General features: G+C 61.3%; 23 protein-coding genes and 4 pseudogenes. 12 read left to right on the top strand and 15 right to left on the bottom strand.

Annotated features, from left to right (window positions below):
- Positions 1-306: 306 nt before the first annotated feature.
- The 6 genes and pseudogenes from thiD to H9L14_RS05030 form a co-directional block, all read right to left on the bottom strand.
- Positions 307-1073: pseudogene (gene thiD, locus H9L14_RS16945) on the bottom strand (bifunctional hydroxymethylpyrimidine kinase/phosphomethylpyrimidine kinase); the annotation flags it as partial.
- A 171-nt stretch (positions 1074-1244) separates the two neighbouring features.
- Positions 1245-2584, bottom strand: a pseudogene (glmM, locus tag H9L14_RS05050) (phosphoglucosamine mutase).
- A 40-nt stretch (positions 2585-2624) separates the two neighbouring features.
- Positions 2625-3284 (bottom strand): NnrU family protein, encoded by a 660-nt coding sequence (locus H9L14_RS05045; protein WP_187709468.1) that lies wholly within the window; start codon positions 3282-3284, stop codon positions 2625-2627.
- Positions 3281-4647, bottom strand: a pseudogene (locus H9L14_RS05040) (amidohydrolase family protein). Before H9L14_RS05040 ends, H9L14_RS05045 begins: the two are co-directional and overlap by 4 nt.
- Positions 4648-4658: 11 nt before the next feature.
- Positions 4659-6008, bottom strand: a complete 1350-nt coding sequence (locus H9L14_RS05035; RefSeq protein ID WP_246444749.1) for an amidohydrolase — start codon at positions 6006-6008, stop codon at positions 4659-4661.
- Between the two features lie 37 nt (positions 6009-6045).
- Positions 6046-7857, bottom strand: coding sequence for a peptide MFS transporter (locus tag H9L14_RS05030; protein WP_187709466.1), 1812 nt, complete (start codon positions 7855-7857; stop codon positions 6046-6048).
- A gap of 110 nt (positions 7858-7967) precedes the next feature.
- On the opposite strand from H9L14_RS05030, the gene H9L14_RS05025 reads away from it, so the two are divergent.
- Positions 7968-8555 (top strand): nitroreductase family protein, encoded by a 588-nt coding sequence (locus H9L14_RS05025; protein WP_187709465.1) that lies wholly within the window; start codon positions 7968-7970, stop codon positions 8553-8555.
- A gap of 31 nt (positions 8556-8586) precedes the next feature.
- The gene (locus H9L14_RS05020; protein WP_187709464.1) at positions 8587-8943 is read left to right on the top strand and encodes a GntR family transcriptional regulator; all 357 of its coding nucleotides are present in this window, start codon (positions 8587-8589) and stop codon (positions 8941-8943) included.
- On the opposite strand, the gene H9L14_RS05015 is transcribed toward H9L14_RS05020, so the two are convergent.
- Complete coding sequence (locus H9L14_RS05015; RefSeq protein ID WP_187709463.1) at positions 8940-10631, bottom strand: acyl-CoA dehydrogenase family protein; 1692 nt, start codon at positions 10629-10631, stop codon at positions 8940-8942. The genes H9L14_RS05020 and H9L14_RS05015 overlap by 4 nt on opposite strands.
- Positions 10632-10678: 47 nt before the next feature.
- Here H9L14_RS05015 and H9L14_RS05010 point away from each other — a divergent pair.
- The 3 genes and pseudogenes from H9L14_RS05010 (at position 10679) to H9L14_RS05000 (ending at position 13174) form a co-directional block, all read left to right on the top strand.
- A pseudogene (locus tag H9L14_RS05010) lies at positions 10679-11601 on the top strand (L-threonylcarbamoyladenylate synthase).
- A 213-nt stretch (positions 11602-11814) separates the two neighbouring features.
- Positions 11815-11946 carry a hypothetical protein gene (locus H9L14_RS17350; RefSeq protein ID WP_187709869.1) on the top strand — a complete coding sequence of 44 codons (132 nt, stop codon included), beginning with the start codon at positions 11815-11817 and terminating at the stop codon, positions 11944-11946.
- 190 nt (positions 11947-12136) lie between these two features.
- Positions 12137-13174, top strand: a complete 1038-nt coding sequence (locus tag H9L14_RS05000) for an SDR family oxidoreductase (RefSeq protein WP_187709462.1) — start codon at positions 12137-12139, stop codon at positions 13172-13174.
- Between the two features lie 3 nt (positions 13175-13177).
- On the opposite strand, the gene msrA is transcribed toward H9L14_RS05000, so the two are convergent.
- Genes msrA through H9L14_RS04985 form a run of 3 tightly spaced genes read right to left on the bottom strand, consistent with a single transcriptional unit; the run spans position 13178 to position 14467 of the window.
- Positions 13178-13726 carry a peptide-methionine (S)-S-oxide reductase MsrA gene (msrA, locus tag H9L14_RS04995; RefSeq protein WP_187709461.1) on the bottom strand — a complete coding sequence of 183 codons (549 nt, stop codon included), beginning with the start codon at positions 13724-13726 and terminating at the stop codon, positions 13178-13180.
- A 40-nt stretch (positions 13727-13766) separates the two neighbouring features.
- Positions 13767-14144, bottom strand: coding sequence for a PilZ domain-containing protein (locus tag H9L14_RS04990; protein ID WP_187709460.1), 378 nt, complete (start codon positions 14142-14144; stop codon positions 13767-13769).
- On the bottom strand, positions 14141-14467 hold the full coding sequence (locus H9L14_RS04985) for a PilZ domain-containing protein (protein WP_187709459.1): 327 nt from the start codon (positions 14465-14467) through the stop codon (positions 14141-14143). Before H9L14_RS04985 ends, H9L14_RS04990 begins: the two co-directional genes overlap by 4 nt.
- Positions 14468-14602: 135 nt before the next feature.
- Between H9L14_RS04985 and H9L14_RS04980 the strand changes: the two genes are divergently transcribed.
- Together H9L14_RS04980 and H9L14_RS04975 are read left to right on the top strand one after the other, a co-directional pair.
- On the top strand, positions 14603-14989 hold the full coding sequence (locus H9L14_RS04980) for a response regulator (RefSeq protein WP_187709458.1): 387 nt from the start codon (positions 14603-14605) through the stop codon (positions 14987-14989).
- The gene (locus tag H9L14_RS04975; protein WP_187709457.1) at positions 14986-15837 is read left to right on the top strand and encodes an EAL domain-containing protein; all 852 of its coding nucleotides are present in this window, start codon (positions 14986-14988) and stop codon (positions 15835-15837) included. Before H9L14_RS04980 ends, H9L14_RS04975 begins: the two co-directional genes overlap by 4 nt.
- Here the strand turns inward: H9L14_RS04975 and amaB are convergent.
- The 5 genes from amaB to H9L14_RS04955 form a co-directional block, all read right to left on the bottom strand.
- Complete coding sequence (amaB, locus tag H9L14_RS04970; RefSeq protein WP_187709456.1) at positions 15796-17262, bottom strand: L-piperidine-6-carboxylate dehydrogenase; 1467 nt, start codon at positions 17260-17262, stop codon at positions 15796-15798. The two genes, H9L14_RS04975 and amaB, sit on opposite strands and share 42 nt — an antisense overlap.
- A complete protein-coding gene (locus H9L14_RS16940) occupies positions 17259-17534 on the bottom strand; it encodes an aminotransferase class I/II-fold pyridoxal phosphate-dependent enzyme (RefSeq protein WP_343070240.1) in 276 nt (91 codons plus the stop codon). Before H9L14_RS16940 ends, amaB begins: the two co-directional genes overlap by 4 nt.
- Positions 17519-18412: an aminotransferase class I/II-fold pyridoxal phosphate-dependent enzyme gene (locus tag H9L14_RS04965; protein WP_343070239.1), complete on the bottom strand. Its 894-nt coding sequence runs from the start codon at positions 18410-18412 to the stop codon at positions 17519-17521. The genes H9L14_RS16940 and H9L14_RS04965 overlap by 16 nt, the downstream gene beginning before the upstream one ends.
- Entirely contained in the window at positions 18409-19497 is a 1089-nt protein-coding gene (locus tag H9L14_RS04960) for a CaiB/BaiF CoA transferase family protein (RefSeq protein WP_187709455.1), read from the bottom strand. Before H9L14_RS04960 ends, H9L14_RS04965 begins: the two co-directional genes overlap by 4 nt.
- A 169-nt stretch (positions 19498-19666) precedes the next feature.
- Positions 19667-20431, bottom strand: coding sequence for an outer membrane protein (locus H9L14_RS04955; protein WP_187709454.1), 765 nt, complete (start codon positions 20429-20431; stop codon positions 19667-19669).
- A gap of 590 nt (positions 20432-21021) precedes the next feature.
- Between H9L14_RS04955 and H9L14_RS04950 the strand changes: the two genes are divergently transcribed.
- The 5 genes from H9L14_RS04950 to H9L14_RS17345 all read left to right on the top strand — a co-directional run bounded on the left by H9L14_RS04950 (position 21022) and on the right by H9L14_RS17345 (position 25692).
- On the top strand, positions 21022-21996 hold the full coding sequence (locus H9L14_RS04950) for a mannose-1-phosphate guanylyltransferase (protein WP_343070238.1): 975 nt from the start codon (positions 21022-21024) through the stop codon (positions 21994-21996).
- Between the two features lie 432 nt (positions 21997-22428).
- Positions 22429-23193, top strand: a complete 765-nt coding sequence (locus H9L14_RS04945) for a KpsE/RkpR family capsule polysaccharide export protein (RefSeq protein ID WP_343070237.1) — start codon at positions 22429-22431, stop codon at positions 23191-23193.
- Positions 23194-23204: 11 nt separating this feature from the next.
- On the top strand, positions 23205-23858 hold the full coding sequence (locus tag H9L14_RS04940) for an ABC transporter ATP-binding protein (protein ID WP_187709453.1): 654 nt from the start codon (positions 23205-23207) through the stop codon (positions 23856-23858).
- 404 nt (positions 23859-24262) lie between these two features.
- Positions 24263-25117 (top strand): glycosyltransferase family 4 protein, encoded by an 855-nt coding sequence (locus H9L14_RS04935; RefSeq protein WP_222949931.1) that lies wholly within the window; start codon positions 24263-24265, stop codon positions 25115-25117.
- Entirely contained in the window at positions 25114-25692 is a 579-nt protein-coding gene (locus H9L14_RS17345; RefSeq protein WP_187709451.1) for a DUF4214 domain-containing protein, read from the top strand. The genes H9L14_RS04935 and H9L14_RS17345 overlap by 4 nt, the downstream gene beginning before the upstream one ends.
- The last annotated feature ends 126 nt before the right edge of the window (positions 25693-25818 follow it).

Below are 25818 nucleotides of genomic sequence, written 5' to 3'. Positions count from 1 at the left end.
GGCGGAAGCGCCGTGCCTCCCCGGCTTTGTAGAGGAAGATGATGTTCCCCGACGGGTCACGGAGGCGAGCCTCGCGCCACATCCACGGCTGGTTACGCGGCGCGTGTTCGAACAAAATTCCAAGGCGCGCCAACCGCTCGACGCGCGCGTCAAGGTCGTCGCACTCGAGATAGACTGCGGTAGTCGGCGAGATCTTCTCTTCCGGGTCAGCCTGGATCGACAAAGTAGCACCGCCGTACGTCTCGAAACGCGCGTACGAATTCTCGGGCTATCGACGATCTGCTTCAGACCCAGCTTCGAGTAAAAATCGACGGACTTGGCGTAATCCTTCACGGTCAGCGTGACCTGATTCAGCCGCGGTCCGGGACCAACATCGAGACGGACGTTGGTCGATCCAACGGGTCCGGCGCCATGCCCTAGGTCCGGAGCAGCGTAGAGGGAAACGCGAACAAACGTGCGCGCGCGTTCTACCGCCGAGGTCAGGCTATCGCCCTGACCGAGCAGGCAGGCGATCGCGCTCGCTAGAGTGCAGCCGGTTCCGTGCGTGCTCTTCGTGTCGATGCGCTGTCCCTGCCAACTGGTGATATTGTCTGTCTCGATCAGGGCGTCGGCAAGCGTATCACCCTCGTCGTGCCCGCCCTTGATGAGCACCGCGCAGCCATGCTCTCCGACAAGCCCGAGCGCAGCGGCCACGGGGTCTTCCTTGTTGCTGAGCCGAGCGAGCTCCGGAAGGTTTGGGTGGTGATGGTTGCAAGGTCCATCAGCGGACCGAAAGCGGCAATCGTCGCTTCATCCGCGAGCAAGGAGCCACTGGTCGCGACCATCACGGGATCGAAGACAATCGGAAGGTCGGGATTCTCCGCCTTCAGCCTCTCAAGCCTCAGCGCGATCTGCCGGGCCGCGAAGACGCTTCCGATCATCCCGATCTTCACTGCGTCTACGCCGATGTCGTCGACCACCGCATCGATTTGCGCGAGGATCACTTCGGCCGGGACCGGATGCACGGCCGTGACGCCAGTCGTGTTCTGGGCGGTGACGGCGGTGACGGCGGTCATCGCGTGACCGCCGAGCATGGTGATCGTCTTGATATCCGCCTGAATGCCTGCGCCGCCGCCGGAGTCGGAACCGGCGATGACGAGGACTCGCGCGGGTTTCGCGGTCATCGCGGCACTTCGGGCGCCGTACGGGCGAAATTGTCCATGCGCACAACATTGGGGTTTCGCGGCAAATTGCGAACAAAGGGTTCACGCCGCGCTTTTCACGGCCTCACAGATGTCGTCGACCAGTCGTTCGACGAGCTTGGAATCATCGCCCTCGGCCATGACGCGGATGAGCGGCTCGGTGCCCGACTTGCGGATCACCAGGCGACCGCGGCCTTTCAATTCTGCCTCGGCGGCAGCGATGCGTTTCTGGACCTTGTCGGATTCAAGGGGTGCGTTACCGCCGTTGAACCGGACGTTCTTCAACAGCTGCGGTACCGGGTCGAACAGGTGCAGCACTTCGCTCGCAGGCTTGCCGCTATCGACGATTGCCGCGAGCACCTGAAGCGCGGCGACGAGGCCATCGCCGGTTGTCGAGTGATCGCTGAGAATGATGTGGCCGGACTGCTCGCCCCGACGTTGCATTTCTTCTCGCGCATCGCCTCGAGCACGTAGCGGTCGCCCACCGCGGTGCGGATCAGACCGATCCCCTCCTGCTGAAGCCGCCGCTCTAGCCCGAGATTGGACATGACCGTAGCCACAACCGCCCCACCACGAAGCTCGCCGCGCCGCTGCAGGTCGAGCCCGACCAGCGCCATCATCTGGTCGCCGTCGATGATGCGGCCCTTTTCGTCGACGAGGATCAGGCGGTCCGCGTCTCCGTCGAGGGCGATGCCGATGTGGGCCCCACTCGCGACGACTGTTTCCTGGAGTAGCTGAGGCTTGGTCGATCCGCAGTCCGCATTGATGTTGAGGCCATCCGGCTTCACTCCGATCGGGATGACGTCCGCACCGAGCTCCCAAAGCGCTTCGGGCGCGACATGGTAGGCCGCTCCATTTGCGCAATCGACAACGATCTTCAGGCCGTCGAGGCGTAGCTGCTCCGGGAACGTCGACTTGACATGGTGGATGTAGCGACCGCGGGCGTCGTCGATGCGGCGGGCGCGACCGATCTTCTCCGCCGAAACGAGCTTTACCCCCTTCTCGATCTTGCTCTCGATCGCCTGCTCGGTCTTGTCGCTGAGCTTGTAACCGTCCGGCCCGAACAGCTTGATGCCATTGTCCGCAAACGGATTGTGCGACGCGGAGATCATCACGCCAATGTCGGCACGCATCGACCGGGTCAGCATCGCGACTGCAGGCGTCGGCATTGGACCCAGCAATACGACGTCCATGCCGACCGAGGTGAACCCGGCGACCATCGCCGATTCCATCATGTAGCCAGACAGGCGGGTGTCCTTGCCGATCACAACGCGATGGCGGTGATCTCCACGAAGGAAGTGAGCGCCCGCCGCTTGCCCTACGCGAAGCGCAGTCTCCGCCGTCATCGGCTCGCTGTTGGTGAGGCCGCGAATGCCGTCCGTGCCGAAGAATTTCCGTGTCATTGATGACGGTTTAGCGCGCCGCTGCCGGCAGCGCGAGTGGTCAGCCGATCCAACGCCAAATGCCGACAGGGAAAGGATGCAGCCAGGTCGCAACGAGGAACAGGAGGGTGCCGCCAATGAAGGCGGCCGTTCCCGGCCACGCTACGCCCCGGCTGAACGGCACGAACGCAGTTTGGGCGGCCCACTCGTGGAAGCGCTCGCCCATCAGCTTTTCTTTCTTGGCGTCCTGCCCGATCGACCCGGCGATCGCGAGGAAGATGAGGGCGCCGTCGAAGACCATCGCTTTTGCGGTCCCGATGACCGCCAGGTGCACGGCGGCCCAGGTCGCAAAGCCCCACATCATCGGGTGGCGCGTGATTGCGAAAACGCCGGCGGGCACCTTGCCCCGGTCCAGTTTCGCGCCGGGGAGCGCAGGATTACCAAGGAAAGAGCCGACGAACAGGATCGCGCCCAGCCACATTACGAGCACGGCAACTGCCCATACCCACTCACCCGCCGTCCAGACCGGCTGCTCTCGCCCGATGGCCCGGTAAAAATAGATCATCAAGCCGAACGTCAGCAGGGACTGTACGGAATAGAATCCCTGGAAGTCCTTTTCTCCCAGCCTTCCGACGAGCGGAGCGCGGAGCGGATGGGACAGGAGGAAATGCAGGCCGACGAAGGCAATGGCCGACAGGAAAAGGCCGGCCTGCGGAGTCACCTTTGATAGGCCTCCGGAAGCACGTCGCGGCTCAAGTCCTTGTACCGCTCGCGAAGCTTGGTCTGCCTGGTATCCAACGGCTGCTGAACCCCGTCGATGAAAACAGCGTCGGCGTTGCTTGTAACCTGCAACGGATCGCCGGACCATATGACGACGTCTGCACGGCGGCCCGGTGCGAGGCTGCCAATCTCCCGGTCGAGTCCAAGAACCTCGGCAGGTCGCGAAGTGATCATCGCCAGCGCCTCACCCCAGCGGACTCCGCTTGCGCCCGGTACATCGGTCAGTGCGACGAGGTTTCCGGCATATTGGCGCTCGTTGAAGAGATAGCGGGTGTCGTTGTCGTCGATCATGCCGATCGCGACATGCACCCCGGCATCGCGCATGCGGCCTACATTCGACTGCGTCGCTGCGAGCTGCTCGAATGTCGCCGGAAGGTCGTTCACAGCCGATGCTATCACGGGAATTCGCGCCGCCGCGATCTTGTCCGAGACAAGCCAGCCTTCCGATGCGCCGACCAGCACCAGCTTCAGCGAAGGATAGGTGCGCTTGAGGTCGAGCACGTTGAGGATGTCACGGGCTCGCTCGGCATGAATCACGAGATATTGGCGCCCCTGAAGCACCGGCACGAGCGCGGCAGCGTCGAACCGGGTCAGCATGACATCCTCGCTACGCCGGGCGTCAGGGCCGTATTCGCGAGATTCGTTTGGATTGCGGACTTCCGGCGGAAGCCGGCTTTCGCCTCCACGGGTCGAGGAAATTGACGGCGCGTAGCGACGCAGCTCCGATGCTTCCTTCAGCGCATTTCGGAACAGGACATAGGCAGACGCTCGGGAGCCGCCCGCTGTATCGGCGCCGGTCTCGCCAAACTCGACGAACTGGAACAGACGCGCGTGCGTAATCGGTTCCATGTCGGCACCGAGGTCGATGACCGCGCCCTGCCCCGCGAAGATGCTCTTCGCGGCGTTGGGGCCACGACCGCACGCGTTACGCCGTCGGCGCGGTTTACTGCGATCGTCGAGCTTGCGGGATTCACCGCGGGAGCGACGTCGATTGCTGCTCCGAACGGCCCGCCGCTTGCCTTGTCGTCCGTGACTCCGTCGTCCCCGAGATCGATCTCGGAAAGGCCGATCCGGGAGAATCCCGCGACGATTCCTGGCGTAACCCACTTGCCGCGCGCATCGATAACCTGCGCGCCGGGAGGAACGCTGACATGGGTACCTGCAGCGGTGATGCGGCCGTTTCGGATGATGACCGTGCCGCCGGGTATCGGGTCCGACCCATCGCCCAGTGCAACCGTGCCGCCGGTAATCGCGATCGTCTGCGCTGCGGCCGGCAAAGCGGTGGCAAAAAGCAGTGCGGCCATGAAGGAGCGGATCACTTCACGTCTCCTTCACCGGGCTGGCCAAGCTCGAAGTCGCTGACCGGCCGCAAATGCGGATTGCCGCTGAAGTACATGAGCGCGCCGTCGATCCACACGCGTTCGGGCCGTGCGTAGGTGCTGAACGGATTCGCGTTCCACAGCACCACGTCAGCCATCTTGCCGGCTTTCAGGCTGCCGGTCTTGTCGGCGATCCCGAGCGCCTTCGCCGGATTGTAGCTTAGCCAAGTCCAAGCGTGCTCTTCGCTGATGTTGAGGCCCATGCGGCGACCGTCCGCGAGCGCCTTTGCGGCTTCCTGGTTCAATCGCTGGATGCCGTTCGGATCGTCCGAATGGACGATTGCGCAGGCCCCCGCCTTGTCGACCAGCGGAATGTTTTCCTTGATCCCGTCATAGGCCTCCATCTTGAAGCCCCACCAGTCGGCCCACATCGCCGCGCACGTCCCGTTCGCGGCCAGCAGGTCGGCAATCTTGTACGCCTCCACGGCATGGTGGAAGGCCGTGATCTTGTAACCAAACTCCTTGGCCACATCGAGCATGATGGCCATCTCGTCGGCGCGGTAGCAGTGGTTGTGAACCAGGATCTGCCCGTTGAGCACGCCCATCAGCGTGTCCATCGCGAGATCGCGCTCCGGCATGTCACCGCCGATCTTGTTATATTTGTCCCACTTGCGCTTGTAGGCCTGCGCCTTGATCCAGGTGGCGCGAGTGACCGCAATATTGCCCATGCGCGTCTGCGGCATCTGTCCCTTCGAGCCGTAGACACGCTTCGGATTCTCGCCGCAGGCCATTTTCAAGCCGTAGGGCGCCCCTGGGAATTTCATCCCCTGCATGGTCCGTGCGGGCACATTCTTCAGCGTCACCGACCGGCCGCCGAAGAGGTTCGCGGAGCCGGGCAGGATCTGGAGCGTCGTGATTCCGCCATTCATCAGCGCTCGGCTGAAGCCCGGGTCTTGCGGCCAAACGCTATGCTCTGCCCAGACTTCAGGACGAACCGGACTGGTCGCCTCGTTGCCGTCGCTCTGCGACTGAGTGCCGGGCGAGGGATAGTCTCCAAGATGGCTGTGCACGTCGATAACGCCCGGCGTTACATACTTGCCTGCGCCGTCGATCTGATATGCACCCGCGGGAATTGGCGTGTCCGGTCCGCCAACCGCCTGCACGACGCCGTCGGCCAGTACGACCGTCCCGTTATCAACGCGGCCGCCTTCACCATCGAATACAGTCGCGCCGAGGATGGCGGTCACTGCCCCCGGATAGCGATGATAGGTTGAAGGATACGGGTCCTGGTTGATGCGGACCGGCGGCGCCAGTTTTTTCGGCGCCTCGGTCGCGCACCCGGAAATACAAAAGGAAACGGCGGCAATCGCCGCCGTCACCCATTTATTTGACACCGTGCATCCATTTCTGGAGCGGCCAGCTTAGCAGGAACAGCACGACGCCCGCGCCAATAGCGATCCACGCAATCGTCGTGAATGTCGAAGTGTAGGTATCCAGGCTGACCTTCAAGTTCGTCACCTGGCCACCGACCGTTTCGACGCTCGCGAACTGAGCGACGACACCCGCGACATATTGCGCGACAGAGATCGAGAGGAACCAAACGCCCATCATCAGGCCGACGACCCTGGCAATGGATAGCTTGGTGATCATGCTCAATCCGACAGGCGATATGCACAATTCTGCGAGCGAATGGATCAGGTAGAGCCCAGCGAGCCACCAAAGGCCAACCTGCCAATTGTTCTCAGGTCCGGCGAAAGTGGTTCCGAGAACGAGGAACAGGAAGCCAGCACCCACGCCCATCAAGGCGATCGAGAACTTGACCGGGATCGACGGCTCGAGACCGCGCTTGGCCAGGCCCAGCCAAAGCAGGCTCATTAGCGGAGCGAAGACGACGATCGAGATCGGATTGAAGTTCTGCGTCTGCGGCGCGGACATAGTGAACAACCCGAACACGTCGCGATCCGTGTTACGGTCGGCGAACAGGGTCAGCGATGAACCGGCCTGCTCGAAGAGCGTCCAGAAGAAGACGTTGAAGACGATGAGGATCATCGCCGCCGTCATCATCTGCGCTTCCTGCTTGGTCCCCTTGGCGAAGGACCAAGCGAGGATGCCGGGTACTGCGACGATGAAGGTTCCGAACAACAGTTTGCCCATCAAAGGCAGGGAGGCGATGTAACCGATGAAGCCCGAACCAGCCTCCGCCTCGGTGGCATTCATCAGGTTGCTGAACAGAAACACGAACACCGGCACCGCGAGCAATGCGCAAATGTAGATCGTGATGTCCCGATTCTTTGCGGTCTCGGGCCGCTCGCCGTAACCGGCCAGGCGTCCGCCATCGAACTGGATGAGCGCATAGCTGATCAACATGCCGACACCGGCGAGACTGAGGCCAGCCCACCAGCCAAACCAGTCCGCGAGGAATGGGCAGAGCAACTGGCCGCCAATCGATCCCAGGTTGATACCCATGTAAAAGATCGTGAAGCCGGCATCGCGACGGCGATCGCCCTGGTCGTAGAGCGCGCCGACGATGGTCGAGATATTCGGCTTGAAGAAGCCGTTGCCGACCGACACCAGCGACAGTGCAACCAGCATTATGATCAACGTCATCTGATCGCGCTCGCCGCCGAACTCGATCGAGCCCTTGGGAAGGCGCTTTGCCTCCTGCCCACTGTTCAGAAGAGAAACCGACCCGTCTTCATTGCCACGGATCTGCAGCTTCTGCCCGTTCTCCACGAGGAAGCGAGCCTCGTTCGGATCGCTCGTTGGCCGGTCGACGAAATTATCGACGACGACTTCATAGCGGTGGCCATTGACCTCAGCGTACGGCTTTGCCGGGGACCCTCCGAATGCGAGCGTGAAATAGCCGATCGCCATCAGGATGGCGCCGAACTTGATGGATCGCTTGGAGCCCAGATATTGGTCGGCGATGAAGCCGCCGACTAGCGGGGTCAGGTAAACGAGCGCCGTGTAACCACCGTAGAGACCGGTTGCTTGCTGATCCGAGAAGAGAAAGTGCTTTGTCAGATAGAGCGTAAGCAACGCCCGCATGCCGTAGTAGCCAAAGCGCTCCCACATCTCCGTGGTGAACAGGCGGGCGAGCTCGCGCGGATGACCAAACCACGTCTTCTTATCGGCGGGATTGGTTCGGCCCGATGCGGGCGAAAAAGGTTCTTCTACGGCCGGTGTATCGACCATCCGGTTGTCTCCCCTCGCGGATGCGAAAAAATTTTTGCGACCCTAACGGGCAAATACGGCTTGTGAAGCGGATTGTTGCAGGCGTGCCCCTCCCCTAGATGACCGGCCACATGTTGAATGACCGTTCCTCAGCTTTGTCGCTCCTCAAGACCCGCCGCTCCGGCCGACCGCGTGAGATGGTCGCCCCCGGCCCGTCCGACGACGAGCTTCGCCAGATCCTCGAAATCGCAATGCGGGTCCCCGATCACGGTAAACTCGCGCCATGGCGTTTCGTGATCGTCGGAAAGGACCAGCGTGAGCAGTTCGCGCTACTCCTGCGCCGGGCGCTCCAGGAGGAAGACCCCTGCGCAGGCCCTGCGCACCACGAAAAGGCGGATCAGTTTGCACGTCAGGGCGAGGCTCTCGTCGTGCTCGTCTCCACGCCGGTCCCGGAGCACAAAATCCCGGTCTGGGAGCAGGAATTGTCCGCCGGCGCCGCGGCCATGAACCTGCTGCACGCCGGGCATGCGATGGGTTACGTCGGTGGCTGGATTACCGGCTGGGAGGCCTATTCGCCGAAGGTCAATGCAGCCTTTGCGAAGCCCGGCGAGCGTATCGCAGGTTTCATCTATTTCGGCTCGCCCGGACGCGAGTTGGAGGAGCGGCCGAGGCCCGATCCCTCGGAAATTGTTCGGAAATGGGACCCACCTTCCGATTGACCCAAACTGCGCAGTGCTGTATTAGAACAGCATGACGCTTAAGACGAGCCACGAAAAGCCGGTTTACGTCCGCCTTCGCGAAACGATTGCGGACGCGATCCTCTCCGGAAAGTACAAGGACGGGGACCCGCTTCCGTCGGTTCGTGCGCTTGCGGCGGAGGAGCAGGCCAATCCCCTCACGGTCGCGAAGGCCTATCAGGGATTCCAGGATGAAGGTCTGGTCACTGTACGGCGCGGCGTCGGCCTGTTTGTTGCGCCGGGCGCCCGCACTCGCCTGCGCGACGGCGAGCGCAAGCGCTTCGTCGAAACGGAATGGCCGGCGATCCGCGACCGCATGGCTCGCCTCGGAATCAATCCCGTCGAACTGCTGGACCGCGAGAGCGCTTAGGCGAGCTCTTCCGCCGGGGCGCGATAAAGAAGCTCCGTCGTGGCTGCCGCCCCCGCCCCAAGTCCGAGAGCTTCGGGAACAACGATCGACAGAAAATATGCGACTGCTGCGCTGCGCCCCGCATTGCCGGCGTCCGCTTCTCCAGCGTCGATTGCTCGGCCCAGTCGTTCGATCAGCCATCCGGCCGTAAGAACTGCGGCCATCGTCATGAGAGGATAGCTCGCGACCAGCCGGTCGCCGGGCTCCGCATTGCGGGCCGTTGCGACCAGGATTTCCACCTCGTCCGCAAGCGCGATAAGCTCTTCATGAAGAGATTCCGCTCGAATGTCCGCCATCAGGGCGTCGAAGGCACCGCCACCGTCAAGGCCAATCTTCCGCTGGACGAAGTCGGCGGCCTGAATACCGTTGGTTCCTTCATAGATCGGAGCAATGCGCGCATCGCGCAGGTGCTGCGCAGCGCCAGTTTCTTCGATGAAGCCCATTCCCCCGTGGACCTGGATTCCGAGGCTGGCGACTTCGCACCCAACGTCCGTGCACCACGCTTTCACCAGCGGCGTCAGGACATCCGCACGAAGGCCAGCTTCGCGGTCGCCGAGGATATCGCGATCGAGCTGGCCGAATGCGTAGTAAGCGAGCGCTCGTGCGGCCATGGTGAGCGCGCGCATTCGCACCAGCATCCGTCGCACGTCGGGATGGTCGGCGATCCGGATCGGAAGACCAGAGCGCTGCCCCTGCTTCCGTTCCAGCGCATAGGCGACCGCCCGTTGCGTCGCCCGCTCGGCCAGACCGACACCCTGCAGCCCGACGTTGAGGCGCGCATGGTTCATCATCGTGAACATCGCACGCATGCCGCCAAGTTCCTCGCCAACGAGCCAGCCGGTCGCTCCACCATTCTCGCCGTAGCCCATCACGCAGGTTGGCGACGCGTGAATGCCCATCTTGTGCTCGATCGACACGCAATGGAGATCGTTGGACTCGCCATCCGGCAGTATCTTCGGAACGAGGAAGAGCGAGATGCCTTTCGTCCCGTCCGGTGCGCCTGGCGTTCTGGCAAGCACCAGGTGGATGATGTTGTCTGTGAAGTCATGCTCACCGTACGTAATGAAGATCTTCGTGCCGGTGATCCGCCAGCTGCCGTCACCCGTAGGCGTCGCGCGTGACTTGAGAGCTCCCACGTCGCTCCCCGCCTGCGACTCTGTGAGGTTCATCGTCGCCGTCCACTCGCCGCTGACGATCCTGGGAAGATATTGGCGCTTCAGCTCCTCTGAGCCGTGGGCCTCGATCGCCTCGACCGCACCGAGGCCCAGCATCGGGCAAAGCGCGAACGCGACGTTGGCCGCGTTGAAATCCTCCATCATCGCCGCCGACAGGCTGTTCGGAAGTCCCTGCCCGCCAGCTTCGACTGGCCCCGACAGGCCCATCCACCCGCCCTCGACGAACTTTGAATAGGCCTCCCGAAAACCCGGAGGTGTGGTGACCATGCCGTCCGACCATCGCGATGCCGTCCGGTCACCAATCTCATTGAGTGGCGCAAGTTCGCCCTCCGCAAACTCCGCCGCAGCTTCGAGCAAGGCATCGACCGTCTCGGGCGTCGCTTCGGCAAACCGGTTCGATTTCGCCAGCTCGGAAACGCGAACAACATGGTTCAACACGAGGCGTTGGTCGCTGACGGGACAGGCGAAGCTCATTCACGCATCCTTGGCTGTTGGCTCACAGCGTCTATAGCGGCGGCGCTATGCCCGAGGCCACCCGCATACTAACGTTCAGCGACGAGGCCATCGACGCCGCTGCACGCCTGATCGGCGAAGGTTTTCCAGTCGCGATCGCGACGGAGACTGTTTACGGCCTTGCCGCCGACGCCACCAATGCTGAGGCAGTCGCTCGCATCTACGAAGCCAAGGGAAGGCCAAGCTTCAACCCGTTGATCGTGCACGTGCCCGATCTCACGGCTGCCGAGCGCATTGGCGAATTCAGCAACGAGGCGCGGGCGCTTGCGGATCAATATTGGCCGGGGCCCTGACCTTGGTCGTTCCGCTCCGCGCCAACGCCGGCATTTCCTCGCTCGTCACGGCCGGCCTTTCGACCATCGCCCTTCGAGTGCCTGCTCATCCCGCCATGCAGGCCCTGCTTCGACGGACTGGCAGACCTCTCGCCGCCCCTTCTGCCAACGCCAGCGGAAGGATCAGTCCAACGAGGGCAGAGCATGTTCTAAAAAGCCTCGAAGGCCGCATTCCGCTGATCGTCGACGCGGGGCCGACCGAGCGCGGGCTGGAGTCCACCATCGTTGCAGCGACGGACGGGCAGATAAGGCTACTGCGGCGCGGGCCGGTCTCGGTCGCGGGCGCGATTGAAGCGGTAACTGCTGAGATCGAAGCACCCGGCCAACTCGCCAGCCATTATGCGCCGTCGAAGCCTCTGAGGCTGAACGCGGCCGAAGCAACGCAAGACGAATTCATGATCGGCTTCGGAAAGGCGGGCGGAGACGTCAATCTCAGCGCGAATGGCGATCCGGTCGAAGCCGCGGCACGCCTGTTTGAGTTGCTTCACGTCGCGGACGGCTCCGCCAAACCGCGGATTGCGGTCGCTCCGATTCCCGATGAAGGTCTCGGCGCCGCGATCAACGACCGCCTGCGCCGCGCCGCGGCCCCACGTGGTTGACGGAGCGTCGTCCTGTCGCGAGGTATCGCGGCAATGAGCGACCGAGGAGGTCGGCTACCTCCCGGAGGTGACCCTGTCGGGGCGGCGGGTGAACGACAGAATGGGCACTGCTGGAGCGAAGGGCGTCGCCAAGCTGCTTGCAGCGAGCGGTAAGCCACCACCTCAGGCGCGCGTCGGAATCCTCGGCTTCACGTTCAAGAGAACGTACCCGATATCCGGAATTCGAAGGTCATCGATATTCACACGGAGCTACGCAAACTCGGTGCAGAGCCCATCGTTCACGACCCGACGGCCGACCCGGACGATCTCAATCGCGTATGGCATCGAAATGGAGGCGATCGATGAATTTGCCGACTTGTCGGCGCTCATACTTGCCGTACCGCATGCAAAATTTGATTCGATAACGGGCGAGAGCATCAGGCATGATCGAACATGGAGGAGTGTTCATCGACGTGAAATCGTGCGTTAACCCGGCATCGCTCAGATCCGACATCACCTATTGGAGCCTTTGAGGCCAGAACGGAGCGGGACAGTTTTGAACGCAACCCTGCAAAACTTACTGGCTCGCGAGAACGCCACCTGGCTCGTAACCGGCGCCGCCGGCTTCATCGGTTCGAACCTGGTCGAAGTCCTCTTGCGGGGCGGCCAGAAGGTGGTCGGCCTCGACAATTTTGCGACCGGGCATCAGCGCAACCTCGACGAGCTTCAACGGCTGCTTCCCGAAGTTTATGCTGGCAATTTTCGGATGGTCGAAGGGGACATACGGGACCGGGAGACCTGCCGATCGATCGTTGAAGGCGTGGACTTCATCCTCCACCAGGCGGCGCTTGGTTCCGTACCACGCTCAATCGACGATCCCGTGACGTCACACAACGTGAACGTCACCGGTTTCGTCAACATGCTGGACGCGGCGCGTCAGGCGGAGGTCAAGCGCTTCATCTACGCAGCCTCGAGCTCGACGTATGGAGATTCCACCGAGCTCCCGAAACGAGAAGACCGGATTGGCCAGCCCCTATCGCCGTACGCCCTGACCAAGCTGGTCAACGAGCAATACGCTGCCGTTTACGCCCGAACCTATGGGTTCAAGGCGACGGGCCTCCGCTATTTCAACGTTTTCGGTCCGAGGCAGGATCCGAACGGCGCATATGCAGCAGTCATCCCGAAATGGGTCTCGGCGATGATCACTGACGACACCGTCACGATCAATGGCGACGGACTGACGACCCGGGATTTCTGTTACGTCGCGAATGCGGTTCAGGCGAACATTCGGGCCGCGCTTGCGCCGGACGAAGCGCAAGGAGAGGTTTACAACGTAGCGGTCGGTGACCGCACCAGCCTGCTCGACCTGTTCCAGCTGTTGCAGCACGGCCTTGCTCAGCACCAGGTTCACTATCATCGCGACCCGGTGATGGGCCCGTTCCGGCGCGGCGACGTCCGCGACACCCAGGCCTCGATCGAGAAGGCGCGGCGCCTCCTGGACTATTCGCCTACGCACAACCTCGCGCAGGGCCTCAATGACGCTTTGCCCTGGTACCTCAACTTCTTCCGATCTGAAGCGTCGCCAGCGCCGTAGAGGTTAAGCGGGAGCGCCTGCGCCTTTCACGCGCGCCTGGAAACTCTTGCGGAGCTTCTGAAGCTTCGGCGGGATCGTCGCGATGCAGTAGGGATTCCGCTGGCCTTCGCCTTCCCAATATTGCTGGTGATAGTCCTCCGCAGGCCACCATTCGGATTTCGGCTCGATCGTCGTCACCACGCGGCCATCGAGGTCGGCATTTGCGCGATCGAGGCCCGCGCGGGCCTCCCGCTCCTGCTCCTCGTCCTGCGGGAAGATCGCCGAGCGATACTGGGTTCCGACGTCATTGCCCTGGCGATTGAGCTGGGTCGGATCATGGGTCGCAAAGAAAATGTCGAGCAGGTCGGCGTAGCTGAGCACGTCCGGATCGAAGGTGATGCGGATGGCTTCGGCATGGCCCGTGTCTCCGCCGCAAACCTGTTTGTAGCTGGGGCTCGGGACGGATCCGCCCGTGTAGCCGCTCTCGACCTTTTTCACGCCAACGACATCGTTGAACACGGCTTCGGTGCACCAGAAGCACCCACCTGCAAAGACAGCGACTTGTTCGGCCATGATCCGCTCCTGCTGATTGGAGCGTCTAAAATAGGAAGCGTCAGCTGTTTTGGTAAGCCGCCTTCAGGCTGGCGAGCTCCAGCCGCTTTCCGACCCACTCGGCCAGATCCTCGAACGACAGCGCGTCGTCGAAGACGATGCCTGCCTTGCGATTCGAGTACCAGCGGACCTCGCCACGGATAGGGCGGAGGCTCTCGACGACCACGACGACCTTCTTGCCGAGACAATATTCGTCAATCGGCTCGACCTTCATTCCGCCGAGCGAAATGTCGTGAACGTCCACAGTGTAGTAAGTCTTGTCGACGCGGAGCGACGCCTTGCAGCTGACGTCCAGCCGCGGCGGGCGGGCGCGGAAACCATGACGCGGCTTGCGGCCCGCGAGCAGTTCCCCAAGGTCGATATTCTGGTCGAACTTCACGCCGACCGTTCCGTCGCGAATCCAGACAACCGATCCGGGATCTTCTGCGAAGAGAGTTCGACGGTAACTATGTCGCCCACCGAGACCGGTTGGCCGATTTCGGCCATCAGGCCGCCAGCTGAGACGTTACGGACGCGAATGAGCTGCACACCCGAAGGACCATCGAGCTTGGCAACGCGAAGCATGGGCGCCACCCGCTCTTCAGTGCGGCGCTCGCTTGGGCGCGGAACGGCGGTGCTAAGCGAGAAAGTCGTCGAATCGAAACTGCCGTCTTCCGGATTTGGAAGGCGGGTTTCTTTCCGGCGAATGAGCGATCCGAACATTCAAGCGCCTCCAAACGGCACATTTCGAGCGACGAATGTAACTAACTTGCGGTTAAGAACCGGTTTCATTTGTTTGACGTCCATGGGCATTCGAGCGCACACTTGCGGTCACGGTGTCGGCAGGAGTTTTCGCCGATGAAGCGGCCTCAGCTGCTTCTTATTGATGACGAGCCGGCGCTTGCCGATTTCGTTGCGAACGCGGCACGCGAGTGCGGCTTCGATCCTACTGTCACCTCGAATGACATGGCTTTCCGGGATGAATTCCGCGCCGGGCGGCCGGACGCCGTTGCGATGGATTTGGGCATGCCCGTCGATGGAGTCGAACTTCTGCGCTTCCTTTCGGACGAGCTCTTCCAAGGTCCGGTCCTCATCATCAGCGGCTTCGACCGCCGCGTCCTGGAGTCTGCGTTCCGGCTTGGAGAGGCCCAGGGCCTCAACATGGCCGGACCGCTCGAGAAACCCGTCCGGCTCGAGGAGCTTGAGGACTTGCTCAAGCGCCTCAAGCCGGTTGTGCCTTCATGACGGCAGCCGACCGCAAGCTGCTTGAAAGTTTCGGGCGCGCTCTGGCGACCCAGAAACTTCGCCTTGTTTATCAGCCCAAAGTCAGTCTTAAGGATGGTCGGCTTACACGAGTTGAGGCGCTCGTCCGATGGGACGATCCCGAGCTCGGTCCTGTCTCACCCTCCCGGTTTGTTCCTCTCGCCGAACAGCACGGACTGATCGACCCGCTGACAGAGTGGGGGTTGAGGACGACACTCAAGCAATGGCGAAAGTGGCGCGAGCAGGGTCTCGAGACGCGCCTCGCCTTCAATATTTCCGCCGTAAGCCTTCAGAGCCTCGATTTCCCCGACCTTGTCGAGCGAATGTGCCGCGCAGTGGGCGTTCCGACCGATCGGCTGGTGCTCGAACTGACGGAGGGCGCAACCCAGCCGCTCGTTCGCCTGATGGACACGCTCACCCGGTTCCGGATCAAGGGTATGGGCTTGGCGATCGACGATTTTGGGACAGGCTATTCATCGCTCCTGCAGCTTCGCCAACTGCCGTTCACGGAAGTGAAGATCGACCGCTGTTTCGTCAAAGACCTTCCCTCAGCGCATGATTCACGGCTGATCGTGCGGACGATCGTGGACCTTGCACACGGACTAGGCCTGGTTGCCACAGCAGAGGGCATCGAGACGATCGAGCAGCTCCGTTGCGTCCGCGAGCTCGGCTGCGATGTCGTTCAGGGCTTTCTGGTTGCGCCACCGCTCGATCCTGACGACCTGATCGGGTGGGACCGCGAGTTCAAGAAGCTCTGGCCAGCCCTTCTCTCCGACGAAAGCCTCGAGCTATGGGGCGATGTCGAAGCGGATACCCTGCGCCAAAGGTAAGTCGGTCCCGTAGTTCACCGTATTGGTCTGCCGCCGCATGTAGGCTCGCCAGCTGTCCGAACCACTCTCTCGGCCCCCGCCCGTCTCCTTCTCGCCGCCAAACGCGCCTCCGATTTCGGCCCCTGACGGGCCGATGTTGACATTGGCGATGCCGCAGTCCGATCCGGCTGCCGAAAGGAAGCGCTCGGCCTCGCGCAGATCGTTGGTGAAGATCGCGGACGACAGGCCCTGCGGCACCTCATTGTTCAGCCTCAGCGCTTCATCGAACTCTCGATACCGCAAGGCATAGAGGATTGGCGCGAAGGTCTCCTGGAGAACCGTCCCAGCCTGCGCTTCCGCCTCCACGAGTGCAGGGCGAACGTAATAACCACCCGAAATGGCGTCGACACGCTCGATCCGTTCTCCGAGCACCCGCTTCATTCCGTCGAAGGCGGATTCATCGATCAGCGGTCCGACAAGAGTGTCGTGCTCGCGAGGGTCGCCAACCTTCACATGGGCGAAAAGCTGCTTGAGCCGAGCGACAAGTTGGTCTGCGACCCTTTCATGGACGATCAGGCGCCGGAGCGTCGTGCAACGTTGTCCCGCCGTTCCCGCCGCCGAGAACAGAATTGCCCGCTCCGCCAGCGCTAGATCAGCCGACGGGCAGACAATCATCGCATTGTTCCCGCCAAGTTCGAGCAGCGCGCGCCCAAACCGCTGTGCGACGCGTGGCCCGACGGCGCGGCCCATTGCCGTTGAGCCGGTCGCGGAGACGAGTGCGATGCGGGGATCGTCGACCAGCTGCTCGCCAATCTCCCGGCCGCCCTGAACCAGCTGGACCAGCCCCTCCGGTGCATCGCCGAACCGCTTGAGCGCACGTTTCATAAGCGCAGTCACAGCTTCGGCCGTGAGCGGGGTCTTCTCGCTCGGCTTCCAGATGACCGGATTGCCGCAGACCAACGCAAGTGCGGCATTCCAAGCCCAGACGGCGACAGGAAAGTTGAATGCACTGATGACGAGCACCGGCCCAAGCGGATGCCACTGCTCCATCATCCGGTGGTTGGAACGCTCGCTGGCGATGGTGAGGCCGTAGAGCTGGCGCGAAAGACCGACAGCGAAGTCGCAGATGTCGATCATCTCCTGGACCTCGCCGAGGCCCTCCTGGAGGATCTTGCCACTTTCAAGAGTCACGAGCTTGGCCAGCGGCTCCTTGGCCGCGCGAAGCTCCTCGCCCAGCAGGCGAACGAGCTCACCGCGTCGCGGAGCTGGGACGGTTCGCCACCGCTCGAAGGCCTCTACGGCCGCACGTGCAGCCTCGGCCGGATCGGCAGTGCGGACTCGGCCGATTTCACTCCCGTCGATCGGCGACGAGCTGACAAGATCGCCGCCGTCGGCATTCACTCCCAATTCTTTCAGGATCGATGCGGCTTCCTCTGCCGGGCTCATTTGAAAAGCTCCCTTGCGCGCGCCATCGCTTCTACGCCCGCGTCGATCGTTTCGTCACGCTTGGCAAAGCAGAGCCGGACAAGATGTCGTGATGGATTGTCCTCGGCGAAAGCAGACACGGGTATCGTGGCAACGCGCGCTTGCTCGACCGCTGCCGTGGCGAACGTCTCGTCGTCCGCGTTCAGGCCCGACGCCTTTAGGTCAACGCACAGGAAATAGGTCGAAGCCGGCTCGAGAACCGCATAGCCCTCGTTGATCAATCCCGTGCGCATCCGCGCAAGCGCTCGGGCGAAGCGCTGCCGCATGGGCTCAATCCACGCATCACCCCTTGCAGACCGAAAACCACGGCCGACTGTAGGTTCGGAGCCGTCGAGAACGTGAGAAACTGGTGCGCCCGCGCCGCAACCGCCGCATTCTCCGGCGAGGCGATGATCCAGCCCACTTTCCAACCGGTTAGCGAGAAGATCTTCCCGGCCGATCCCGCCTTCAAAGTCCGCTCAGCCATCCCGGAAAGCGTCGCGAGCGGCGTGAAGCGCTCATCATGAAGCAGGACGTGCTCCCAGACCTCATCGCTGATCACCATCAGGTCGTGCTCGATCGCGATGTCGGCGACGATCTGGAGTTCGTCTGGTCCAAACAGCCGGCCAGTGGGGTTCTGAGGATTATTGAAGATGATTGCGCGCGTCTTGCTGGTGACCGCCGCGCGAAGAGCGCCCCGGTCGATCTTCCATCCGGGCGGCTGAAGCGCGACTTCGCGAGGCTTCCCTCCTGCCCTCCGGATCATCGGAGCGTAGCTGTCGTACGCGGGCGTGAAGATGATCACTTCATCACCCGGCTCGACCGTCGACAGGATCATCGCGCCAAGTGCCTCCGTTGCGCCGCTGGTCACGCAAACATGATCCGGGTCGAGCTGCTGGGCGAAATGGCGCCCGTAATGGTCGGCGATTGCCTGCCTGAGCTGGGGTAACCCACTCGACGGGGCATATTGGTTGGAGGTCTCCTTCAGTGCCCGCGCCGCTTCATCAAGGATTTCGTCCGGCCAGCCGAAGTCGGGAAAGCCCTGCCCCAGGTTCACCGCGCCGTGCTTCGCGGCGGCGAGGCTCATGCGCTCGAACACGCTGACTTTCATATTCTCATAGAGCGGGTTCAAAGCAGCACACCCTCCGTCCGCAACCGCGCGATCTCGTCCCCGGAATATCCCAGCTCGCCGAGAATGACGTCTCCGTCCTGCCCCTCGCTCCTCGGCGGATCGGGTCGGTCGATCTGCGTCGCCGAGTATCGAGGCGCCGGCGCGGGTTGGAAGACGCCGTCCACGTCAAGAAAGGTGCGCCGGGCGATGTTGTGCGGATGAACCGGCGCTTCGCCGAGATCGAGCACGGGCGCGACGCAGGCGTCAGTCCCGGCGAAGTGGTTCACCCAGGCATCGCGCGTCCGGCTCTTGATCACGGTTGAGATTTCTTCTCGTGTCGCGCCTGGATTGAGCGCCAGTCCCTTGAAAAGGGCGTGCTGGAACTGGGGCTCAATCGCCCCGATCGCCAGGAACTTACCGTCAGAGCAGCGATAAATCCCGTAGGTCGCGGTCCCACCATCCAGAAGGTTCGCCTCCCGCTCGTCTTTCCAGAGCCCAGCGGCGAGCAGGCCGTAGGTCATCGCCCCGATCAGGGCCGCTCCGTCGCTCATTGCCGCGTCGACAACCTGACCGTCAGCGCCGCCCTTAACCGCTAGCAGCGCGCTGACCATGCCGAACGCCAGCATCATTCCGCCGCCGGCATAATCCCCGAGATAGTTGATCGGCGGTACGGGCCGCTCTTGCGGGCCGATGCCGTGAAGAAGCCCGCTCAGTGCAATGTAATTGATGTCGTGGCCGGCAGTCTGAGCGAGAGGGCCGGTCTGGCCCCAGCCCGTGACGCGGCCATAGACCAGCTTTAGATTCGTCCGAAGCAACTCATCCGGGCCAAGGCCGAGCCGCTCCATTACGCCTGGCCGATATCCTTCGATCAGACCGTCGGACTTCGCAGCGAGCCGCCGCACAATCTCGCAACCTCCCGGCTGCTTGAGGTCGAGTGAAATGCTTCGGCGCGACCGTCGAAGGGGATCGTTCTCGAAACCGATCATCCCGGCACGCTCGACGCGGATCACGTCAGCACCATGATCCGCGAGCATCATCGCGGCAAAGGGCGCCGGCCCGATACCGCCCAGCTCGACTATCCTGACGCCCTTCAGCGGCCCTGCCATGGCTGGCGTGCATGCACGTCAGATAGTGTCGTTTGCAAGGCTACGAACGCCGCCTCCCGTCCGTCACCTCTGCTCAATGCAACGATGAAATGCCTTCGAACTGAAGTCAGGTAGGCAAACGAAAGGGGAGCCGGCAGAAGCCGGCTCCCCTCCGTTAGTTCGCTGCTGCTTAGCCGCGCTCTGGAGCAGGCGGTGGCGGCGGCGGCGGCGGCGGCGGGGCCGGGCAGGCCTCGGTCGCCAGGATTACCGAACCGTCCGGGCACGTCTGAGTAGCAGGCGGCGGCGGCGGCGGCGGCGGCGGCGGCGGCGGCGGCGGCGGCGGCGGAGCCGCTTCCTGACCGCCGAAGCGGACACCCGCGCCAATCAGGAACGCAAGACGCGAGGAGTTGGTGCGGTAGTTTGAGTACCGGCCTTCGCCCTTCAGGTAGAACATGTTGCTGACGTCTTGTTCGATACCAGCGCCAACCTGCCAACCGCGGGTGCGGTAGTGGTTGTAGTAATCACCGTATGCGTCGTTGACCGGGATGCCCGGAGTGGCGACGGGATCGGCGTTGAAATACTTGCGCTGCTCGTTGATGACCCAGCCGCCCTTGACATAAAGAAGGGTCGACGGAGTGATCAGGGTGCCGGCGCGAAGGCCTGCGCCCCACTCTTCGAATGACTTGCGGTACGCAACTCCCGGTCCGTCACGAGTGACGTTCTCACCGCGCGCATTCCAGAAGCTGCCATACGGACCCACAATGAACCCGCCGAGATCGAAGTCGGCGCCGATTTCGCCTCCCCATCCGACATGGTTGTCGTGATTTCCTTCCGAATAGAAGCGATCAATGCCGACATCCGCCTCAGCGCGAATACCGTGCAGAGACTGCGCGTTCGCCTGCTGAGCGGCGAATAAGGCTAGCGCCGTGAAAGCGCCTACGCGAACTAGCTTCATCTTATCCCCTTTCTGTGTGGATACGTATTAATTGGAGTTCCCCGTCGGAAAATCGGGAACGTTCACTATGTTCCCTATCCGTCGCGTTAATTTTCATCATATGATAACGGAAGTTTAATGATCAACTGACGAAATACTTCTTCAAGATGATAACTCGTGAAGAATGGACCTCCTTACAACTAAATGGCAACAGAATAGACCCTCCGTAGTCAAGCTTGGTTCCGTGAGTGGCGCTTGATTTAGACGGGTATGTTGCGGGTTCGCAACAACTGCATATCCCTTAATTGCAGTATGCGAAGTTCCGCGATATGAGCCGCCCATCTTATGTTTAAGGCCTTGTAAACTGGTGCGTTCTGTGTCGGGTCAGCGACATTGTCACGTTAACCTGCTTCAGCCTTGTGCATGCAGAGTTGTTAAGATTTTGGGACGGGCATGAATTTCGACAGTCTTAATGGGATGGTTGCGAATACCGACAAGAGGCAAGAGAGTTCCCTTTGCGGTGACGTCTCGTCGTCTCGCGTGGCGCCCATCGTGCCTGTGGTGTTGAGCGGCGGGGCGGAACACGGCTGTGGCCTTTCTCGACGGCCGAAATGCCCAAGCAATTCCTGCCGCTCGTGGGCGACAGTTCCCTTTTCAAGCAGGCATTGGCGAGGGTGAGCGATAAAGGCCGGTTCGCGTCAGCCATCGTTGTCGGAAGTGTTCGCCACGCTGAGCACTGCGAACAGGAATTGTCCGACTTCGAACAGTCGAGACTTGTCCTGGAGCCTTGTGCACGAAATACGGCGCCCGCAATCATTATGGCAGCGATGGTGGTCGACGAGATGCATGGGCCGGACGCGCTCCTGCTCGTGATGCCGAGCGATCACGTGATCGAAGATGTCGGCGCCTTCCATGATGCGATTTCAAAGGCAGTTCCTGCTGCACTTGCAGGCCGCCTGGTAACGTTTGGTATCCGTCCTACCGGTCCGGATATCAGCTTTGGCTATTTGCATATGGGAGCCGAGCTCGAGCCAGGCGTGATGGAGGTCGTGCGGTTCGTAGAAAAGCCGACTCTCCATGTCGCGGAATCGATGGTCGCCAGCGGAGATCATCTCTGGAACGCAGGTATTTTTCTTTTTCGGGCGGGCACTCTGCTGGAAGAGGCTGAGCGAGTGGCACCAGAGATCGCGCGGTGCGCGAAAGGTGCCATCGGCGCTGCGATCAGAGAAGGACACCGGATCACGCCGGACGTCGCTATTTTGTCGGAATGCCCGAGCGATTCCATCGACTATGCAATCATGGAACACGCATCGAATGTCGCGGTTGTTCCAATGTCGCCTGGTTGGTCGGACCTTGGAAGCTGGGACGCACTAGCGGACCTCGTAGGCTCCGATTCTACTTCCGGGCACGTCACGGCGCTGGAGTGTGATGATTGTTACATCCGCAGCGACGGGCTAGAGATCGCGGCGTTCGGCTTGCGAGACTTGATCGTCGTGGCCTCGGGGCGGCGCCTGCTGGTGCTTCCGCGAGGCCGTTCGCAAGAAGTCAAACAGCTGTTGTCGGCGATGGAGTCGACAGCTGCCTAACTAAAGGCGTGGCATTTTGCTGCGGAGCATCGGTGCGGAGGACACCTCAATAAACGTGTATCAAGACCTCACCTCAAGGTGGTCGATTTCCACCTTGCGAGTTCGCGAACGAATTCGGAAGATCAACTGGCTATTCTTAGCCACTGTTGTCGTGCCGACCGGTGTTGCGATCGCATACTACGGATTGCTTGCTTCGGACGTTTACGTTTCTGAATCCAGCTTCGTCGTGCGGAGCCCGGATAAACCTTCGACAAGCGGATTTGGCGTGCTCTTGAAGAGCGCCGGATTCAGCAATGCAAATGATGAAGTGTTTGCCGCGCAGGATTTCATCCGTTCGCGAGATGCCCTCCGTGCAATAAACAAGGGGGCGCCTTCAAGGCTTCCTACTCTGCGCCCGACATTTCCGTCTTCGATCGTTTCAATCCGACCGGAATGCGTGGATCATTCGAGGACCTCTTCGACTATTTCCGCAAAAAGGTCGACGTGAACTTCGACAGTTCAAATTCGATCACCAAGCTGACCGTACGCGCCTATAATTCTGAAGACGCGTACCGGTTTAATGAAGAGCTGCTGCAGCTCGCCGAGCATACGGTCAATCGGCTGAACGAGCGCGGTCGGCAGGACCTCATCGGGTTCGCGCAGGCGGAGGTCAATCAGGCCAAAATCGAATCCAGAGAGGCCGCTGCCAAGCTCGCCTCGTTCCGCAACCAATCCGGTGTGGTCGACCCGGAAAAGCAAGCGGCAGTTCAATTGCAGATGGTTTCGAAGCTTCAGGACGAGCTCATTGCCACGCGAACTCAACTTGCCGAATTGCAGCGCTACGCGCCTGAGAACCCGCAGGTTGAATCCTTCCGAATCCGGATCGGAAGTCTCCAGCGACAAATCGGCGAAGAGTCAGCCAAGGTTGCTGGGAGCCAGCGCTCGCTGGCTGGGACTGCTGCCCAGTATCAGCGTCTGTCACTCGAAAGTCAGTTCGCCGACAAAAACCTGGCCGCGGCAATGAGTTCGCTGCTCGAGGCGCAGAATGAAGCTCGCCGAAAGCAAGCGTACGTAGAGAGGATTTCCCGACCGAACACTCCGGACGAGGCGACCGAGCCTCGACGACTTCGCGGAATTCTGGCGACCTTCATCCTGGGTCTCGTTGCCTGGGGCATTCTGTCGATGTTGCTTGCCGGCATTCGCGAGCATCGGGACTAGTCCGAGCCGCCGTGATCAAACTTACCAACGTCAGCAAGACCTATGAGACCCGTACCGGGCCCGTCACAATCTTCAGTGATGTGAATCTGAGTGTAACTGCAGGCCAGAAGGTCGGCGTCCTAGGTCGAAACGGCGCCGGAAAATCAACGATCATTCGCCTAATCAGCGGAGCGGAAATGCCGACCTCGGGCCGCGTCGAGCGACGTATGAGCGTGTCGTGGCCACTCGCATTCGGCGGTGCGTTTCAGGGCGCATTGACCGGGCTTGATAATCTCCGCTTCATCTCGCGTGTCTACGGGGCGAACGCGGAAGACAAAGTCGGCTTCGTCGAGGACTTTTCAGAGCTTGGCACCTATTTCCGCGAACCTGTTCGAACCTATTCTTCGGGCATGCGCGCCCGCCTTGCGTTCGCTATTTCGATGGTTGTCGAATTTGATTGCTTCCTCATCGACGAAATCGTTGCGGTCGGCGATGCCCGGTTCACCGAGAAGTGCCGTCACGAACTCTTCGAAAAGCGCGGCGACCGAGCAATGATAATCGTTTCACACGACCGCGAATTCATCCGTCAGCATTGCGAGCAGGCGGCCGTGCTGACCGGTGGTCATCTTCATCAGTTTGCGAGCGTTGAAGAAGCCTATCAGTTCTACGGGGAACATCAGCAGTGAATCTCGCGGCCAAAAATCGCTGGCCCGCGGACGAAAAGGTGGGCTTGGGCGATGCCGCAAAGGTGGCGCCAGCGCCGTCCCGTCAGCTACTGCTAGACGTCTCGAACATCGCGAAGAACGACGCTCGCACCGGGATCCAGCGGGTTGTCAGAGCTGTTGTGGCCGCACTCCAACATGTAGACCTCCAAGGAATTTCCGTTAGGCTAATCGCGGCGGATAAAACAACATTCTACCGGCGCCTCCCCGACAATTGGCTCCAAGAAGCAAGGCCCGGCCGGGAACTCCGACTACTCGATCACCCGCCAGTTCGAGTGCGCCGGGGCGATATATTCTTTGGTCTCGATTTCACTTCGTCAATCCTTCCTCATCACGAGGACAGGCTGGCCGCGTGGCGCAGTGAGGGCGTGGAGATCCGGCTGGTCCTGTACGATCTGCTCCCGCTGACGCATGGGCGGTGGTTCACCATGAAGATGCGGCGCAATTTCCGCCGGTGGCTCAATCTCGTCGAGCGTCGCGCAGACCGAATCGTGGCTATTTCGGAATCCGTTGCGAATGAGTTTGCTGCCTGGCAGCGCCGTCCGCGCATTCGCGCGCGCCGCAACATCCCTGTTTCGACGGCACGATTGGGCAGCGATATCTCCGCCTCTCTACCCAGCAAAGGCTTGCCGGGAGACAGTGAATCTGTCCTGTCATGGATGAGGCAGGGCCGCACTCTGTTGATGGTCGGGACCATCGAGCCTCGGAAAGGTTACGAGCAGGCAGTCGCTGCGTTCGAATGGCTAAAGCGCGAAGGAGACAAAGCAACTCAATTCCTGGTGATCGGGCGAGGCGGCTGGAAAACCGAACAACTGCAGCAGAAGATGCGAATGTTATCTCAGGCCAACAGACAGTTCCGATGGATCGATTCTGCCAGCGACGAATTCCTGGAACATATCTATCGCCGCGCGTCGGGATTGCTCGTCGCCAGCGAGGGCGAAGGCTTTGGACTTCCAATTGTTGAGGCACTCTCGCACGGCAAACCAGTTCTCGCGCGTGATCTCGCGGTCTTTCGTGAGCTTGAAGGTCCGGGCGTCAGTTTCTTCGAAGGCCGCACCGGGGCGCAACTGGGCAATGCGATCGTAAATTGGTTGGAAGAGAATGCTCGTGATGGAACCGCTGTACTGCGCCGCACCGCAAGCTGGACCGAAGCAGCCGCGATGCTATCCGATCTACTTATTTCTCCAAGTACCCAGACCGAAACTGAAAGGCCTGGTCGATGAGTGAGAAGAGGAAGCCGGGCGCCAATAACCTTGCCGAACTCCTGTCCAGTTGGGACAGCGAGTTCGTCGAGAAGGCTTATTGGACCCTGCTGGGCCGCGCACCTGATCCTGACGGAGGAACTCACTACCTAAACCAAATCAGGTCCGGTGTGTCGAAGCTCACAATCCTGCTTCGACTTAGCGAGTCTCAAGAAGGTCGCGCTCAGGACCACCAGGTCGATGGCTTGGACGATGCCCTGAGAAAACATCGGCAGGCTATACGGCCCTTCACAGGTGGTATCGTTCGAATGATTACCGGTCGCGCTGGAGACACTGGACAAGAACGAACGCGACGCGCGATCGTGAATCATCTCGCCGCAATCAATCCTGAAGCAGGGACAATGACGGATGTCGACGCGAGAGACCGGCATGCAAACTTCCCGTCAGCGAGTGTCGGTGCCCGAACGGAATTCGGAATGGTCGACCATCTGCTGATGAGAATGGTGCGGGTTGAAGCCTCGCTTAAACGCATCGAGGACCGGCTTAAGCGAATCCCTCCTCCTAAGGGCAGTGAGAAGGTAGCTCGACGAAGCTGAGGTCAATGCCGGAGCGCTTAAAGAGGGCGACTGGCTATGCTGCAGAAATTCAATCGTTTCGGTCAACGCTCAAAGTCCATTGAGCCAGAACCTTGTCAACGCGTCGGAGAATTTAATGTGGACTGA

Source organism: Sphingomonas sediminicola (assembly GCF_014489515.1).
GTDB classification, from domain to species: Bacteria; Pseudomonadota; Alphaproteobacteria; order Sphingomonadales; family Sphingomonadaceae; genus Sphingomicrobium; species Sphingomicrobium sediminicola.
The sequence above is the reverse complement of the archived record's forward strand: the minus strand, read 5'-3'. Positions and strand labels throughout refer to the sequence as shown.